The sequence below is a fragment of the Sphingomonas sp. genome (assembly GCF_032114135.1).
Taxonomy (GTDB): Bacteria; Pseudomonadota; Alphaproteobacteria; order Sphingomonadales; family Sphingomonadaceae; genus Sphingomonas.
Genome location: NZ_DAMCTA010000001.1, coordinates 1,480,856 through 1,495,122 on the forward strand (window position 1 = coordinate 1,480,856; position 14,267 = coordinate 1,495,122).

The following is a 14,267-nucleotide window of genomic DNA, read 5'->3' on the forward strand; positions in this document are numbered from 1 at the left end:
AAGCCCTCCCCTGAAGGGGAGGGGCTAGGCAGAAATCACAGCTTGCTGACGAACGCCTGGTACTTGGTTTCGTCCATCAGGCCTTCCAGCTCGCTCTCGTCGCTGAGCGTCATCTTGAAGAACCAGCCTTCGCCTTCCGGATCCTCGTTCACCAGCGCGGGGCTGTCGCCGAGCGCGGCATTGCCCTCGACGACGGTGCCCGACACCGGCGCGTACACGTCCGACGCCGCCTTCACGCTCTCGACAACGGCGGCATCGTCGCCCTTGCTCAGTTCCTTGCCCTCGTCGGGCACTTCGACGAACACGATGTCGCCGAGCTGGCTCTGGGCATAGTCGGTGATGCCGACCGTCGCGACGTCGCCGTCGACTTCGATCCACTCATGGTCTTCGGTAAAATAACGGCTCATGTCACGCTCCCTTTCGGACATAGCGGTGGGGTACGAAGGGCATTGCAACGACCTCCGCGGAATGCTGCTTGCCCCGCTGGACAAGCGTAATCTTGGTGCCGGCCGCTGCAAGCGCCGACGGCACATAGGCCATCGCGATCGGCTTCTGCACGCTCGGCGCGAACCCGCCCGAGGTGACCTTGCCGACTTCCTGGCCGGAAGCATCGACCACCGCCGCGCCCTCGCGCACCGGCTGGCGGCCCTCGACGATCAGGCCGACGCGCTTCAAAGCGCTGCCCTGCTCGCGCTCGGCGAGGATGCGCTCGGCACCGGCGAAACCACCCTCTTCGCGGCGGCGCTTGGACAGCGCGAAGCCGAGATCGGCGGCGACCGGCGTGGTCTCCAGGTCGAGATCATGGCCGTAGAGCGGCAGGCCGGCCTCGAGGCGCAGCGAGTCGCGCGCACCCAGGCCGATCGGCTTGACTTCGGGCTGCGCGGTCAGCGCCTCGGCGAACGCCTCGGCCGCCTCGCCCGGCAGCGAAATCTCGTAGCCGTCCTCGCCGGTATAGCCCGAGCGGCTCACCCAGAGCGGGTTGCCGTTCCACTCGAACGCCGCCGCGGTCATGAACACCAGCGTCTCGACACCCGGCAGCACGCGGGCGAGTGCGGTGACCGCCTCCGGTCCCTGCAGCGCCAGCAGCGCCTGGTCTTCGAGGTGGTTGATCGTCACTTCGTCGGGCAGGAACTCGCGGAACACGCCGAGATCGTCCCACTTGGTCGCGCCATTGACGACCATGTAGATCGTGCCGCCGTCGATCTCGAAGGCGTTGTCGGCGGGCAGGCGGGTCATCATCAGGTCGTCATGGATGCCGCCCTCTTCGCTGAGCAGCAGCGAATAGCGCATCCGGCCCTCGGCGAGGCCCTTCACGTCGCCCGGCAGCAGCTTCTCGAGACCGGCGTCGAAGTCGACGCCCGAGAAGAGCAGCTGGCCCATATGGCTGACGTCGAAAAGCCCGGCATGCTCGCGCGTCCAGAGATGCTCGGCCATGATGCCTTCATACTGAACCGGCATTGCATAGCCCGCGAACGGCACCATCCGGCCACCGCGCGCGCGGTGCCAGGCGTCGAGCGGCAGAGTCTCGATCGGCAGATCGGTGGCGGTATCTTCGGCGGCTTCGCTCATCGGGGCACTCCGGGCATCAGGGTTTCAACGGCGCGCGTTGGCCCAAGGCCCCGCGACACCATCGCCCCCTCTGTCACGGAACCTGAGAGCTTTCGCGCGGGCCTGTGCCCGGCTTACCCCTTCGGTGGAGCCCGGCTGCAAGCCGGCTCGCTTTCCAGAGTGTCGTGGCCTGCGCGGTCCTCGGTGCCTGAGAGATTCCGGGGCGGTTGCTCCTTCGGCGATCCGGCGAACCGGATTCTCTCCCGCGCATGCCCATGCCGGTTGCCCGGCATCGACATCGGCGAGCCTTGGCGACAGGGCTTGTCCGAGTCAATCGGGATTGAGGGGAAATTAGATCCTCCCCGTTCCGGGGAGGATCTTAAGGTCAGATCACCGCGTCGCGTTGTACTTGAGCTGGTCGTCGGTCAGCTGGAAGCCGACCAGCGCCTCGAACGTCGCCGACAGCACCGAGCGGCGGATCGCCGGATCAGACAGCGGATCGGTCGCCGCCGATTCCGCGCCCGCCTTGCGCTTCTCGGTCAGGCGGCGGCGGACATCGTCGGGCAGCGTCGCGGCGGCGTGCGAGACGCTGCTCGTCGCCTGGCCCACCGCGCTGGCACGGAGCTGGCCCGCCTCGAAGTGCAGCGTGATGTTGGAGACGCGCTTGGCCTCGACCTGCGTGCCCCCGCGCACCACGGTGAGGAAATAGGGCAGCACCACGTCGCGCGCCGGGCCGGCATCGCGGCGGCGGGCCAGCACGTCGAACTTGACGTCGGTCACCACCTGCGCGCCGGCGTCGTTGCAGCTCGACTGCAGGTTGGTGATCGTCGCCACCACGTCGATCGCGCTCGCCTCGCGGCTGGTCGCCGGATCGAACAGCGTCACGTCGCCGGTGCCGGCCGGAATGGCCACCGTCGGGCAGGCGGTGCGCACCGCGCTGATGCCGCCTTCGGTGATTTCGCCGGTACGACTGCATCCGCCGGCGGCGAGCAGGATCAGGGCGGGAACGGTGAACTTGGCGACAGACAAGGAAGGCAACCTTTCGAACCGAACAGCCGCCCCCCATCTCACACGGACCGGGGCCGGAACGGCGCGCACCATAGGAACCGCCTTCCGCCCGCGCAAGCAATCGCGTAGAGGCTCCACCCGATGGCAAACACCGAAAAGCGTCCCCTGGAGCTGCTGATCGCAGCGCCCCGCGGCTTCTGCGCCGGCGTCGACCGCGCGATCCGCATCGTCGAACTCGCGATCGAGAAATACGGCGCGCCGGTCTATGTCCGGCACGAGATCGTCCACAACAAGTTCGTCGTCGAGAATCTCCGCGCCAAGGGCGCCGTGTTCGTCGAGACGCTGGACCATGTGCCGGACGGCGTGCCGGTGGTCTTCTCCGCCCACGGCGTGCCCAAGGCGGTGCCGCACAAGGCCGAGCAGCGCGGGCTCTCGTACCTCGACGCCACCTGCCCGCTGGTCTCCAAGGTCCATCGCCAGGCCGAGCGGCACGTCGCGGCCGGGCGACACATCCTGTTCGTCGGCCATCACGGCCACCCCGAGGTGATCGGCACCTTCGGCCAGGTGCCCGAAGGCGCGATGACGCTGGTCGAAACCGAAGCCGATGCCGAATCGGTCGTGGTGCCCGATCCCAAGAACCTCGCCTTCCTCACCCAGACCACGCTGTCGGTGGACGATACCGCAGCGGTGCTCGGCATTCTCAAGCGCCGCTTCCCGACGATGGTGGCGCCGGGCGCGGACGACATCTGCTACGCGACCTCGAACCGCCAGAGCGCGGTCAAGGCGATCGCCGAACAGGCCGAGCTGGTGCTGGTGATCGGCGCGCCCAATTCGTCCAACTCGCTGCGGCTGGTCGAAGTCGCCAAGCGCGGCGGCGCCCGCGCGGTGCTGATCCAGCGCGCCGCCGAGATCGACTTCGCCTGGTTCGACGGCGTAACCCATGTCGGCATCAGTGCCGGCGCCTCGGCCCCGGAAGTGCTGGTCCGCGAAGTGGTCGACCAGCTCGGCACCCGCTTCGCGATCACCGAACGCGAAGTCGAGACGGTGGAAGAGAGCGTCGTGTTCAAGCTGCCGCGCGGATTAGAGGCTGCGTAATGGCCGTCTACACGCAGGTTTCTGCCGAGGCGCTGTCCGCGTTTCTCGAGCGCTTCGACGTCGGTGACCTCGTCTCGGCCAAGGGCATCGCCGAGGGGGTGGAGAACAGCAACTATCTCGTCGACACCACCAAGAGCCGCTTCATCTTGACCCTGTACGAGAAGCGCGTCGACCAGGGCGACCTGCCCTATTTCATGGCGCTGCTCGATCACTGCGCCGATCGCGGGCTGCCGGTACCGCCGGCGGTGCCCGATCGCGACGGCACGCTCATCCATGAACTGGAGGGGCGCCCGGCCTGCCTGATCCAGTTCCTGTCGGGCGTCTCCGTTTCCCACCCCACCCCGGCGCAAGCGCGTGCGGCGGCCGAAGCATTGGGCCGGATGCACAAGGCGGTTGCCGACTTCCCGCAGAACCGGCCCAATTCGATGGGCGTGGACACCTGGCAGCCGCTGTTCGAGCGTTGCGGCACGAGCCTCAACCAGATCGCGCCCGGCTTGTACGACCAACTCGGCCAGGCGCTCGACCGCGTGTCCAAGGCGTGGCCGCGTGCGGGCTTCGATACGTGCGCGATCCATGCCGATCTGTTTCCCGACAATGTCCTGATGCTCGGCAACCGGGTGACGGGCCTGATCGACTTCTACTTCGCCTGCACCGACCTGCGGCTCTATGATCTAGCGGTGATGCACACCGCCTGGGCCTTCGATGCCACCGGCGAGCGGTTCGATCCCTATGTCTCCGAAGCGCTGCTCCAGGGCTATGAGACGAGCTACAAACTCACCGAAGCCGAGCGCGCGATCCTACCGCTGCTGGCGACCGGCGCGTGCATCCGCTTCACTCTGTCGCGCGCCTGGGACTGGCTCAACACGCCCGCCGACGCGCTGGTGACGCGCAAGGACCCGCTGGCCTTCTGGCGGCGCTCACACGCATATGCCTCCGCCCTGGCGGCGCGCGCATGACCGCCGAACTCCAGCATGTCGAGATCGCCACCGACGGCGCTTGCAAGGGCAATCCCGGTCCGGGGGGCTGGGGCGCGCTGCTGCGCATGGGCGATGTCGAGAAGGAACTGTCCGGCGGTGAGGCGCACACCACCAACAACCGCATGGAGCTGATGGCGGCAATCCAGGGGCTGCAAGCGCTCAAGCGCCCGTGCCGGGTGACGCTTTCCACCGACAGCCGCTATGTCATGGACGGCCTGACCAAGTGGATCCATGGCTGGATGAAGAACGGCTGGAAGACCGCGGACAAGAAGCCGGTCAAGAATGCCGATCTCTGGCAGGAACTGCTTGCTGCGGCCAAACCGCACCGGGTCGAGTGGAAATGGGTGAAGGGCCATGCCGGCCACCCGGACAACGAGCGCGCCGACAAGCTGGCCAGCGACGCGGCGGTGGCGGCGCGGTAAGAGTTCCGCACCGGGCGACCATGCCGCCCGGTGCGGTGTCCCGGCTCAGCCGTGCTGGGCCGCTGCGCGCTTCTTGGCAACCTTGGCGTGATGATGGCCGACCAGGCAGCCGGCCGCGGCACCCGCGACCGCATGGCCCTTACCCACGAAATGGCCGGCGACGCCGCCGACCGCCGCGCCCTTGACGCAGCCGCCGGCCAGGGACGGGCTGGAAACGAGGCAGGCCGCGGCAAGTGCGGCGAGGAACTGGGGCTTCATGTGCGATCCTCTCGTTGCAAAGTCTCTGTGCGAAACGCATCGGGTTGCGAAAGGATCATCCGGCGGCGGCTGGCGGTGCCGCCGGGTTGCGTCCTAAAGCCAAGGAACGCCGATCGTTCGGCCGGAAGGAACACGCATGTTCGGGTGGTTCAGAAAGCGGGCGGCGCAGCCCCAACCCGAGGCACGCTGGATCGTTGCGCTCGAGGCGGAGGACATCACGGTTACCGATGACAGCGGCGGCACGAAGCACCTCGCGTGCGTCGACCTCCGCGGCGTCGCGATCGAGACCAATGATTCCGGACCTTGGGGGACGGATGTCTGGTGGCTGCTGTTCGGCGCCGACGACCGCGTGGCCTGTGCCTATCCCCAGGGCGCCAGCGGCGAGAAGGCCGTGCTCGACCATCTATGTGCGCTGCCCGGCTTCGACTTCGCCGAAATGGCCAAGGCGATGGGATCTACCGACAATGCGATCTTCGCGGTCTGGCGGCAGGGCGACGCCAGAAGCGCGGGATGACCATGGCTGGACCCCATTTTCGGGACACGATAGGAGTGGGTCCTTGTCTGGAGGGGTGCCCATGCTCGCATATTCGATCCTGCTGATCCTCGCCGCGCCGCTCCAGCAGGCGGCGCCGGCCGCGGCCCAGGCCGAGCATGTCGCGATCCAGGCCGCCGACATCGATCGCAGCGCCGCCTTCTATCACGATGCGTTCGGGCTTCGGCTTATCCCGACGCCGCTCGACAACCGCCGCTGGCTCGACCTCGGCCACGGGATGGCACTGCACATCCTCGACGGCCGCACGGCGCCCAAGCCGTCGAACCGCAACGAGCATCTCGCGCTGCACGTCGACGATCTCGCGACGGTGACGGCATGGCTCGACGCGCATCATCTGGTGTGGACCAACCTCGCCGGCGACCCGCACACGATGCAGGTGCGCTTCGACGGCGTGCGCCAGATCTATGTGCAGGATCCCGACGGCTATTGGCTGGAGGTGGGGGACAGTCGCGGCAAACCGGCGGGGTGAGGCCCAGGCAGGCGCGAGACGCAGGCTGCTATCGTCTGAAGGCCCCGCCCATGCGATTGCCGGCGGGAACGTTCTGCTTGTTCTCCACGCGATACGCCGGCGCGATGTTGCCGATCAGCTTGGCCGGCCCGCGCGTCTGGAACCAGGGCTTGTAGTTCGGACCCGCGGACACCTGATTGTCTGAAATCTCGATCTCGCTGCCGAGACCGATATTCACCGCATGCCACATCGTGCAGACGAAATTATTGTGGGCGATCTTGATGCGATCATAGCCGCCGACATTGGCCTCATCGCCGAAGAACACGCCCTGGAATTCATGCCCGGGATCGCCGCGGAAGGTGTTGCCGGTGATCGTGACGTCCTTGCAGCCGGACGTCTTGCGGAACGTCCAGCACTGGATACCGTCCGGATGCGCGCCCTTCACGGGGCGAAAGTCGTGGAAGAAATTGTCCGTGATGGTCGCGCCGCGGGCCCCCGGTATGTCCATCCCGTCGGTGCCGATGAAGCTGAACACGCTCTTGCGCACCTCGAAATCGCTGCAGTCCTCGCAGACCAGACCGGCGTTCAGATCTTGGAACTTTACCCCGGAAACCACGAGGTTCCGGGTTCCGCGCGCGCTCAGACCCTGCATGTCGTTGCTGGGATCCTTGTCGAGCGAACCGTGGATCGAGCCGCCCTCGAACCGGATATTCGCGCCGCCCGTGATCTCCGCGATCTTGGCCCAGACCCGCTCGCTTCCCATCGCCCGCGTGAATTCGATATTCCGCAGCGTCAGGCCGGTCGTGTTGGCGGCGACGAACTTGCTGATGACCGCAGGTTGCGTCGGATCGGCGCTTTCGATCGTCACCGGCTTGTCCCAGGTTCGATTGCGCACGGCCACGGCGCCGTAGTTGCCGGGGCGCAACACGATCCGTTCGCCCCCTTTTGCGGCGGCGATGGCGGTCGTCAGTTCGGCATTGTTGCCGACGGTGACCGACATCAGGACGAGAAGGGTCGTGACAATGCTCATCCGGTCCTCCCTAGCAGCGCACGATCGCCCTGTCTTGTTGGCACGGTCGCCATTTGCGGGCGGACCATCCCATCCCGCCCGAAACCGCCCGCACGCCGCTGGCTCACGCCGTCGCCAGCGCGACCTCGTACTGCGCCGTGGTCTTCGCCGCGACCTCGTCCGCGGTCACGCCGGGTGCCAGCTCGATCAGCCGGAACGGCGATGCATGGTCCATGCGCTGGAACACCGCGAGATCGGTGATGATCATGTCCACCACATTCTTGCCCGTCAGCGGCAGGGTGCAGTCGGGGATGAACTTGGGGCTACCGTCCTTGGCGGTATGCTCCATCACCACGATGATCTTCTTGACGCCGGCGACCAGGTCCATCGCGCCGCCCATACCCTTGATCATCTTGCCCGGGATCATCCAGTTGGCGATGTCGCCCCCCTGGCTCACTTCCATCGCGCCGAGCACGGTCAGGTCGATATGCCCGCCGCGGATCATCGCGAAGCTGTCCGCCGAGCTGAAATAGACCGAGCTGGGCAGTTCGCTGATCGTCTGCTTGCCGGCGTTGATCAGGTCCGGGTCCTCGTCGCCTTCCAGCGGGAACGGGCCGATGCCGAGCATGCCGTTCTCGGACTGGAGCGTTACCTCCACGCCTTCGGGAATGTGGTTCGCCACCAGCGTCGGGATGCCGATGCCCAGATTGACGTAGAAGCCGTCCTGCAGCTCCTTCGCGGCGCGCGCCGCCATGTCGTCGCGGGTCCAGGCCATCAGTGCTTCTCCTGCGGATCCGTCCAGCGCGTCGCCGGCGGGAAGGTTTGGTCATAGGTGGAACCGAGCCCGGTTCCGTAGACGGGGTTGGGCAGCACGAACCAGCCGCGCCCCCACATCGATGCGATCACCGGGCTCGCCGCCGCCGCGCGCCGCTCGGGCGGGGTCAGGCCGGCAAACAGGTCGGTGAAGTCGCCGAGCTGGTCGCCGCCCATCGCCACCACGCACCAGCGCTGCGCGATCACGTTGCGGCGGGCGTCCTTGCCGGACTTGCCGTCGACATCGCCCTTGAGGAACAGCGTCTCGCCATATTTGGCGGGGCCGAGGCCTGCGAAGTTCAGCGCGGCTTCGGTCTGCTCGGCATTGGCGGCGGCGCGGTTGGTGTTGAAGATCACCGTGACGCCCATCGCGCGCAGCGCGCGCACCGCGTCGAGCGCGCCGGGAACGGCGGCGACCTTCATCGCGCCGGTCTTTTCCCAGCGATCCCAGCGCGCCGAATCCCAGCCGCCCGAACGCTGCGCATCGTCGCCCTCATAGCCGAGGTTGAGCAGCAGCGTCTCGTCGACGTCGAACACCGCCGCCGGCGGCTTGTCGCCGCAGGACTGGAAGCGCGGGGTGGCCAATGTCGCGTCGGGGGTCAGCACCACCGAGGTACGCGGGTGGGCGCTCTTCGGCGCGTCGGTCGCCATCCGCGCACGGACCTGGTCGACCAGCGCAGTATAGGCCTGCACGCTCAGCGCCGCCGCCTCGCCCGAGCCGTAGAGATACTGCATGCCCGCCGGGAAACCGCCGGCCGGTACCGCAGGCACCGGCGCGGGCGGCGCCTGCGTCACGCTCGCATCGACCACGCAGCCCGACAGCGCCAGCCCGGCCGCGAGCAGCAGCCCGCCCCGGATCACGCCGCCTCGCGCGGACGGACGGTGCGGAATTCGATCTTCTTGTCGTAGGGCGCGCCGACGATCAGCCGCTTCACATAGATGCCCGGCAAATGGATCTGGTCGGGATCGAGGCTGCCCACCGGCACCACTTCTTCCACCTCGGCCACGCACATATGGCTGGCGGTGGCCATCGGCTGGTTGAAGTTGCGCGCGGTCTTGCGGAAGATCAGGTTGCCCGCCTCGTCGGCCTTCCAGCCCTTGATGATCGACAGGTCGGCGCGGATGCCGCGCTCGAGGATATATTCCTCGCCGTCGAAGACCTTCACTTCCTTGCCCTCGGCCACCTTCGTGCCGACGCCGGTCTTGGTGTAGAAGCCGGGGATGCCCGCGCCCCCCGCCCGGCAGCGCTCGGCCAGCGTGCCCTGCGGACAGAATTCCACCTCGAGCTCGCCCGAGAGATACTGCCGCTCGAACTCCTTGTTCTCGCCGACATAGGAGGAAATCATCTTCTTGACCTGGCGGCTGCGCAGCAGCTTGCCGAGGCCCTCGTTATCAATGCCGGCGTTGTTCGAAGCGATGGTGAGGTCCTTGACCCCCGCGGCCTGGATCGCGTCGATCAGCCGCTCGGGGATGCCGCTCAGGCCGAAACCGCCCGCGCAGATCATCATCCCGTCGAACAGCAGCCCTTCCAGCGCCGCGTTTGCGTTGGGGTAGAGCTTGTCCATCGACGATTCCTCCGAATGTTCGGCGTGGCGATAATCCGCCCGGGGCAGCGGGGTCAAGCGAACCTGAACCAGCTTTCAACTTGTCGCCCCCTTCCCCTACGTCAGGGCCGACTGTTGCATGTGCGCCACACAAGCCATTGTAATGGGATTGTCATATTGCACCTGCGAACGGACCGCCTATCTGAACCACCTGGATGGCCATCCGGTGATAGCAAGTAACAAGTCCAAAGGTATCTGAATCATGCGTATTTTCGCAGCGACGGCGCTCGCCCTGCTGGCCTCCGCAACCCCGGCCCTGGCGCAGGACGCCACGTTCCAAGGGCCGCGCATCGAAGCGGTCGGCGGCTGGGACAACATCAAGTCGGATGGCGTGAGCGCGTCGGGTTTCGTCTATGGCGGGGCCGCCGGCTATGACCTGCAGCGCGGCAATCTCGTGGTCGGTGTTGACGGCGAGATCACCGGGACCACCACCAAGAAGACCTTCGACCTCGGCACCATCAAGGGCGGCCGCGACTTCTACGCCGGTGCCCGCATCGGCTATGTCGTTGCCCCCGCTACCCTGGTCTACGGCAAGGTCGGCTATGACAACAGCCGCGTGATCGCCCGCTCGGGCACCCTGCGCGACGCCGAGAACCTCGACGGCATCCGCCTCGGCGCGGGTGTGGAGCGCAGCTTCGGCCACTATTATGGCAAGGTCGAGTATCGCTACACCAACGCATCGCAGGACGTGGTCCGCCACCAGGTGCTGGCGGGCGTCGGCTACCGCTTCTGAGCAAGCCGCGGATCGGCGGCGCCCCCCGCGCCGCGATTTCCAGAGACCCCGCGTCGGGAACGACGCGGGGTTTTTTGTACGCGCGATGCGCTCGAGCTACGACAAATTTCGATGCTCCACTGCCGTTTCCTACAATTGCCGTGACAGCTATACTTCCGGCCATCGCGTAGGAGTCGCGTATCTTGCGGCTAATATCGATGTTGTTCACGCCTTGGGGGGAGCCGAACATGACACAATTCGATGCAGTTGCCTGGTTTCAACTATTAACCTTGGGCGGATTGGCGGGAGCCATGGGCCAGGCCATCCGCGTGATCGTCGGGATGAAGAAGCTCAGCGATCAGGCTTCCGACGCCAACACCACGCTGGCCGCGATGATCGTGCCGACGCAGCTCGTCGTTTCGCTGTTGATCGGCTTCATCGCCGGGGCGCTCGCCAGCAGCCAGCTGATCAGCGACCTTGCCCATATCTCGTCGCAGCAGATCTTTACGCTTTCCGCTGCAGGCTATGCGGGCGCGGACTTCATCGAGGGCTTCATGACGCGGATGACGCCGAGCGTGCCCGCCCCCGCCGCCACGCCAGCCGCCGCCCCTGCCGCAGCGCTTGCTGCAAGCGCCGACGGAGCGGTGGGCTGATGGCCGCCGGGAGCACCCCGGTGACCGGCACGGTGCGCACCACCACGCTGGTCAACCTCCGCCACGGTGCGCCGCGAGTCGGCGCCCCGGTGGTCGGCAAGCTCGCCGCCGACACGGTCGTTCCCGTCACCAGCGTGGCGGTGGGCGATGCGGTGCAGGGCAATGCGCTGTGGTACGGTACGGCGGACCAGAACTTCCTGTGGAGCGGCGGCTGCGACGCGCTGCAGACCGCGGCGCCGGGCATCCCCGGCAGCGGTGCGCGGCCCAAGGTGCCGGTGGTCGTCGATGTCTATCACCGCAGCATCGTCCGCGATCTGGGCGGTGCCAGGGCGGCCGGCGTGCACGGCATCATCCACAAGGCGACCACCGGCACGAGCGGCCGTGACGAACTGTACGATGATCGCCGGATTGCCGCGCAGAAGGCCGGGCTGTTGTGGGGCGCCTATCATTGGGGCACGGCGCTGCCACCTGCCCAGCAGGTCGAAAACTTTCTCGGCTGGGCAAAGCCCGACGACCGGACGCTGGTCGCGCTCGATTACGAACCGAGCCCGAACAACCAGATGACGCTGGAGGGCGCCCGGGAATTTCTCGAACGCATCCAGGAAAGGCTGGGCCGGCGTGCGGTGCTGTATTCGGGCAGCCTGATCAAGGAGCAGCTCGGCACCCGGATCGATCCCTTCTTCGGTGCGCACCGGCTGTGGCTGGCGCAATATACGGCGACGGCTTCGGTGCAGCCCAGCTGGAAGACCTATTGGCTGTGGCAATATTCGGACGGCGCCGCGACCGTCCCAGGTATCCCGGGGGACGGCGCCGGTCATATCGACCAGAACCATTATGCCGGTTCCGCCGAACAGCTCGCCGCCGAATGGGCTAGCTGACGGCTCGACTTTCTGCCCCCGGCGCGCCTAGCATGCGGCATGACCGCAAAACGTACCGGGGGCAGGATCCTCGTCGACAATCTGGTGGCGCAGGGCTGCGACCGGATCTTTCACGTACCGGGCGAGAGCTTCCTCGCCGTGCTCGACGCGCTGCATGACGAGCCGAGCATCGATGTCGTCACCTGCCGTCAGGAAGGCGGCGCGGCGTTCATGGCATGCGCCGACGGCGCGATGACCGGGCGGCCGGGCGTGTGCTTCGTCACCCGCGGCCCGGGCGCGACCAATGCCAGCATCGGCGTCCATGTCGCGATGCAGGATTCGCAGCCGATGCTGCTGTTCATCGGCGATGTCGATCGCGGCATGCGGGATCGGGAAGGTTTCCAGGAAGTCGACCTGCCCGCGATGTTCGCACCGCTCGCCAAATGGGCGACGCGGATCGAGGATGCCCGCCGGATCCCCGAATATGTCGCCCGTGCGTGGAACGTCGCGACCTCGGGCCGGCCGGGCCCGGTGGTGATCGCGCTCCCCGAAGACATGCTGCTCGATGTGGTCGACGCGGTCGACCGCCCCGCCAACGCCGAGCCCATACAGGCCGCCGACGCCTTCGACCTCGACCAGCTCTACGATCTGCTCCGCGATGCCGAGCGCCCGATCGCGATCGTCGGCGGGGGTGGCTGGGATTCGGACACGGCGGAGGATTTCGCCCGCTTCGCCGAGTCGATCGATCTGCCCGTTGCCTGCGCCTTCCGGCGGCAGGATGCGATCGACAATGGCTCGCCGGTCTGGGCGGGCAATCTCGGCTATGGGCCCAATCCCAAGCTTGCTGCGCGGATCAAGGCGGCGGACCTCCTGCTGGTGGTCGGCGCGCGGCTCGGCGAGGCGACGACCGACGGCTACAGCCTGATCACCCCCGAGCATCCGGGGCAGACGCTGGTGCATGTCCATCCCGACCCGAGCGAGTTCCACCGCGTCTATCGCGTCGACCTGCCGATCTGCGCGCGACCGTTCGAGTTTGCGGTCGCCGCCTCGGCCACCGCGGAGGCCGCCAATCTCCCCCGCTTCGACGGGGCTGCGGCGCATGCCGAATGGCTGGAATGGTCGACGCCCAAGCCGCGCACGGGTGTGGCGCTCGATCTCGGCCCGTGCGTCGCCGCGATGCGCGAGCAGCTGCCGGCGGACACGATCATCTGCAACGGTGCGGGCAATTTCTCGGGCTGGTGGCACCGCTATTGGCCCTATACCGCGCAGCCGAGCCAGCTCGCGCCCACGGCGGGTGCTATGGGATATGGCGTGCCGGCGGCGGTGGCGGCGGCGCTGCGCTTCCCCGATCGGCGAGTCGTCGCGGTCGCGGGGGACGGCGACTTTCTGATGAACGGACAGGAGCTTGCCACCGCCGTCCAGCACGACGCCGATCTGCTGGTGATCGTCGTCGACAACGGTGCCTATGGCACGATCCGCATGCACCAGGAGCGTGCGTTTCCGGAGCGGCTCTCGGGCACGCAGCTCCGCAACCCCGATTTCGCCGCGCTCGCCCGCGCATTCGGCGGCTGGGCGACCACCGTGGAAACTACGGAAGCCTTTGCCCCCGCACTGGCGCTCGCGCTGGCACAACCGGGGCTCAAGCTGTTGCATTGCAAGACCGATGTCGAAGTGATCAGCCCCGCGACGACGATCAGCAAGCTGCGAAATCGCTGAAAGGGATAGGAACCCGTTAACCGCCTTATCCTAGAATTGTCCGCATGGGACAGCAGACGAAAGAGCGGTGGAAGACGGCGCATCTCGGCAAGCGGGGAGATCGCGTGCGTCTGGGCGGGCGACAGATCTGGCAGTGCGAATGGCGATGGCTCAACAAGACGACCGTCCGCCTGCCGCACCCGCTGCATACGGATCGCCTATTCTCGTTCATGGTGTGCGAAGTCGGACCGCCCTCGGCCCCGGTGCGCTTTGCCGCCGCGCAGGTCGAGCCGGAGATGTGGGCGTTCTACGTCCCGGATTGAGGAATACACTTCTTGACCCCTCCCCTGAAGTGGAGGGGCTTACATAGCGAACGGGCCGCACCTTTCGGTACGACCCGTCCAATTGTCCGGTCTGATCCGCGACTCAGATGTCGTCGCCGAGCGCGCCCTTGACCTTGCCGCCGAGCTGCTGCGCCTTGCCCTTGGCTTCCTGCGCCGCGCCTTCGGCCTGCGTGTCCGGGTTGTCGCTGTGCTGCTTTACCTTGCCGGCCAGCTCGTTGAGATTGCCTTTGATCTTGTCGGTCAGCTCGCCCATGCTCGATACTCCTGGCTA

The 14,267-nt window shown here is 66.9% G+C and carries 19 protein-coding genes and 1 riboswitch; of the genes, 10 read left to right on the top strand and 9 right to left on the bottom strand.

Annotated features, from left to right (window positions below):
- Nucleotides 1-35: 35 nt before the first annotated feature.
- From gcvH to RT655_RS06855, 3 genes are all read right to left on the bottom strand, one after another.
- On the bottom strand, nt 36-407 hold the full coding sequence (gene gcvH, locus RT655_RS06845; RefSeq protein ID WP_313535724.1) for a glycine cleavage system protein GcvH: 372 nt from the start codon (nt 405-407) through the stop codon (nt 36-38).
- 1 nt (nt 408) lies between these two features.
- Nucleotides 409-1,569, bottom strand: coding sequence for a glycine cleavage system aminomethyltransferase GcvT (gcvT, locus tag RT655_RS06850; protein WP_313535725.1), 1,161 nt, complete (start codon nt 1,567-1,569; stop codon nt 409-411).
- Nucleotides 1,570-1,733: 164 nt separating this feature from the next.
- A riboswitch (glycine riboswitch) is annotated at nt 1,734-1,824 on the bottom strand.
- A 114-nt stretch (nt 1,825-1,938) separates the two neighbouring features.
- Nucleotides 1,939-2,577, bottom strand: coding sequence for a hypothetical protein (locus RT655_RS06855; protein ID WP_313535726.1), 639 nt, complete (start codon nt 2,575-2,577; stop codon nt 1,939-1,941).
- Nucleotides 2,578-2,697: 120 nt separating this feature from the next.
- Between RT655_RS06855 and ispH the strand changes: the two genes are divergently transcribed.
- The 3 genes from ispH to rnhA are packed head-to-tail and all read left to right on the top strand — an operon-like array spanning nt 2,698 to nt 5,050.
- Nucleotides 2,698-3,651 carry a 4-hydroxy-3-methylbut-2-enyl diphosphate reductase gene (ispH, locus tag RT655_RS06860; RefSeq protein ID WP_313535727.1) on the top strand — a complete coding sequence of 318 codons (954 nt, stop codon included), beginning with the start codon at nt 2,698-2,700 and terminating at the stop codon, nt 3,649-3,651.
- Nucleotides 3,651-4,607, top strand: coding sequence for a homoserine kinase (gene thrB / locus RT655_RS06865; protein ID WP_313535728.1), 957 nt, complete (start codon nt 3,651-3,653; stop codon nt 4,605-4,607). Before ispH ends, thrB begins: the two co-directional genes overlap by 1 nt.
- Nucleotides 4,604-5,050 (top strand): ribonuclease HI, encoded by a 447-nt coding sequence (rnhA, locus tag RT655_RS06870; RefSeq protein ID WP_313535730.1) that lies wholly within the window; start codon nt 4,604-4,606, stop codon nt 5,048-5,050. The genes thrB and rnhA overlap by 4 nt, the downstream gene beginning before the upstream one ends.
- 45 nt (nt 5,051-5,095) lie before the next feature.
- On the opposite strand, the gene RT655_RS06875 is transcribed toward rnhA, so the two are convergent.
- Nucleotides 5,096-5,308, bottom strand: a complete 213-nt coding sequence (locus tag RT655_RS06875; RefSeq protein WP_313535732.1) for a hypothetical protein — start codon at nt 5,306-5,308, stop codon at nt 5,096-5,098.
- A 136-nt stretch (nt 5,309-5,444) separates the two neighbouring features.
- Between RT655_RS06875 and RT655_RS06880 the strand changes: the two genes are divergently transcribed.
- Together RT655_RS06880 and RT655_RS06885 are read left to right on the top strand one after the other, a co-directional pair.
- Nucleotides 5,445-5,822, top strand: a complete 378-nt coding sequence (locus RT655_RS06880) for a hypothetical protein (protein ID WP_313535733.1) — start codon at nt 5,445-5,447, stop codon at nt 5,820-5,822.
- Nucleotides 5,823-5,883: 61 nt separating this feature from the next.
- Entirely contained in the window at nt 5,884-6,330 is a 447-nt protein-coding gene (locus tag RT655_RS06885) for a VOC family protein (RefSeq protein WP_313535735.1), read from the top strand.
- A 28-nt stretch (nt 6,331-6,358) separates the two neighbouring features.
- Here the strand turns inward: RT655_RS06885 and RT655_RS06890 are convergent, their stop codons facing one another.
- The 4 genes from RT655_RS06890 to RT655_RS06905 form a co-directional block, all read right to left on the bottom strand.
- Nucleotides 6,359-7,339, bottom strand: coding sequence for a right-handed parallel beta-helix repeat-containing protein (locus RT655_RS06890; protein ID WP_313535736.1), 981 nt, complete (start codon nt 7,337-7,339; stop codon nt 6,359-6,361).
- A gap of 103 nt (nt 7,340-7,442) precedes the next feature.
- A complete protein-coding gene (locus RT655_RS06895; protein ID WP_313535737.1) occupies nt 7,443-8,093 on the bottom strand; it encodes a CoA transferase subunit B in 651 nt (216 codons plus the stop codon).
- Nucleotides 8,093-8,992: a 5'-nucleotidase, lipoprotein e(P4) family gene (locus tag RT655_RS06900; protein ID WP_313535738.1), complete on the bottom strand. Its 900-nt coding sequence runs from the start codon at nt 8,990-8,992 to the stop codon at nt 8,093-8,095. Before RT655_RS06900 ends, RT655_RS06895 begins: the two co-directional genes overlap by 1 nt.
- Complete coding sequence (locus RT655_RS06905; protein ID WP_064309900.1) at nt 8,989-9,696, bottom strand: CoA transferase subunit A; 708 nt, start codon at nt 9,694-9,696, stop codon at nt 8,989-8,991. Before RT655_RS06905 ends, RT655_RS06900 begins: the two co-directional genes overlap by 4 nt.
- Nucleotides 9,697-9,937: 241 nt before the next feature.
- Between RT655_RS06905 and RT655_RS06910 the strand changes: the two genes are divergently transcribed.
- From RT655_RS06910 to RT655_RS06930, 5 genes are all read left to right on the top strand, one after another.
- Nucleotides 9,938-10,468: a porin family protein gene (locus tag RT655_RS06910; protein WP_313535739.1), complete on the top strand. Its 531-nt coding sequence runs from the start codon at nt 9,938-9,940 to the stop codon at nt 10,466-10,468.
- 290 nt (nt 10,469-10,758) lie between these two features.
- Nucleotides 10,759-11,100, top strand: a complete 342-nt coding sequence (locus RT655_RS06915; RefSeq protein ID WP_313535741.1) for a hypothetical protein — start codon at nt 10,759-10,761, stop codon at nt 11,098-11,100.
- Nucleotides 11,100-11,978 (top strand): glycoside hydrolase family 25 protein, encoded by an 879-nt coding sequence (locus RT655_RS06920; RefSeq protein WP_313535743.1) that lies wholly within the window; start codon nt 11,100-11,102, stop codon nt 11,976-11,978. The genes RT655_RS06915 and RT655_RS06920 overlap by 1 nt, the downstream gene beginning before the upstream one ends.
- Before the next feature lie 39 nt (nt 11,979-12,017).
- Entirely contained in the window at nt 12,018-13,673 is a 1,656-nt protein-coding gene (locus RT655_RS06925) for a thiamine pyrophosphate-binding protein (protein ID WP_313535744.1), read from the top strand.
- A 44-nt stretch (nt 13,674-13,717) separates the two neighbouring features.
- Nucleotides 13,718-13,975 carry a hypothetical protein gene (locus RT655_RS06930; RefSeq protein WP_313535745.1) on the top strand — a complete coding sequence of 86 codons (258 nt, stop codon included), beginning with the start codon at nt 13,718-13,720 and terminating at the stop codon, nt 13,973-13,975.
- A 103-nt stretch (nt 13,976-14,078) separates the two neighbouring features.
- Here the strand turns inward: RT655_RS06930 and RT655_RS06935 are convergent, their stop codons facing one another.
- Nucleotides 14,079-14,249 carry a CsbD family protein gene (locus tag RT655_RS06935; protein ID WP_313535746.1) on the bottom strand — a complete coding sequence of 57 codons (171 nt, stop codon included), beginning with the start codon at nt 14,247-14,249 and terminating at the stop codon, nt 14,079-14,081.
- Between the last annotated feature and the right edge of the window lie 18 nt (nt 14,250-14,267).

Coding starts and splice junctions, on each gene's coding strand:
- gcvH (WP_313535724.1), bottom strand. CDS start 407: ATGAGCCGTTATTTTACCGAAGACCATGAGTGGATCGAAGTCGACGGC.
- gcvT (WP_313535725.1), bottom strand. CDS start 1,569: ATGAGCGAAGCCGCCGAAGATACCGCCACCGATCTGCCGATCGAGACT.
- ispH (WP_313535727.1), top strand. CDS start 2,698: ATGGCAAACACCGAAAAGCGTCCCCTGGAGCTGCTGATCGCAGCGCCC.
- thrB (WP_313535728.1), top strand. CDS start 3,651: ATGGCCGTCTACACGCAGGTTTCTGCCGAGGCGCTGTCCGCGTTTCTC.
- rnhA (WP_313535730.1), top strand. CDS start 4,604: ATGACCGCCGAACTCCAGCATGTCGAGATCGCCACCGACGGCGCTTGC.
- RT655_RS06875 (WP_313535732.1), bottom strand. CDS start 5,308: ATGAAGCCCCAGTTCCTCGCCGCACTTGCCGCGGCCTGCCTCGTTTCC.
- RT655_RS06880 (WP_313535733.1), top strand. CDS start 5,445: ATGTTCGGGTGGTTCAGAAAGCGGGCGGCGCAGCCCCAACCCGAGGCA.
- RT655_RS06885 (WP_313535735.1), top strand. CDS start 5,884: ATGCTCGCATATTCGATCCTGCTGATCCTCGCCGCGCCGCTCCAGCAG.
- RT655_RS06890 (WP_313535736.1), bottom strand. CDS start 7,339: ATGAGCATTGTCACGACCCTTCTCGTCCTGATGTCGGTCACCGTCGGC.
- RT655_RS06895 (WP_313535737.1), bottom strand. CDS start 8,093: ATGGCCTGGACCCGCGACGACATGGCGGCGCGCGCCGCGAAGGAGCTG.
- RT655_RS06905 (WP_064309900.1), bottom strand. CDS start 9,696: ATGGACAAGCTCTACCCCAACGCAAACGCGGCGCTGGAAGGGCTGCTG.
- RT655_RS06910 (WP_313535739.1), top strand. CDS start 9,938: ATGCGTATTTTCGCAGCGACGGCGCTCGCCCTGCTGGCCTCCGCAACC.
- RT655_RS06915 (WP_313535741.1), top strand. CDS start 10,759: ATGGGCCAGGCCATCCGCGTGATCGTCGGGATGAAGAAGCTCAGCGAT.
- RT655_RS06920 (WP_313535743.1), top strand. CDS start 11,100: ATGGCCGCCGGGAGCACCCCGGTGACCGGCACGGTGCGCACCACCACG.
- RT655_RS06925 (WP_313535744.1), top strand. CDS start 12,018: ATGACCGCAAAACGTACCGGGGGCAGGATCCTCGTCGACAATCTGGTG.
- RT655_RS06930 (WP_313535745.1), top strand. CDS start 13,718: ATGGGACAGCAGACGAAAGAGCGGTGGAAGACGGCGCATCTCGGCAAG.
- RT655_RS06935 (WP_313535746.1), bottom strand. CDS start 14,249: ATGGGCGAGCTGACCGACAAGATCAAAGGCAATCTCAACGAGCTGGCC.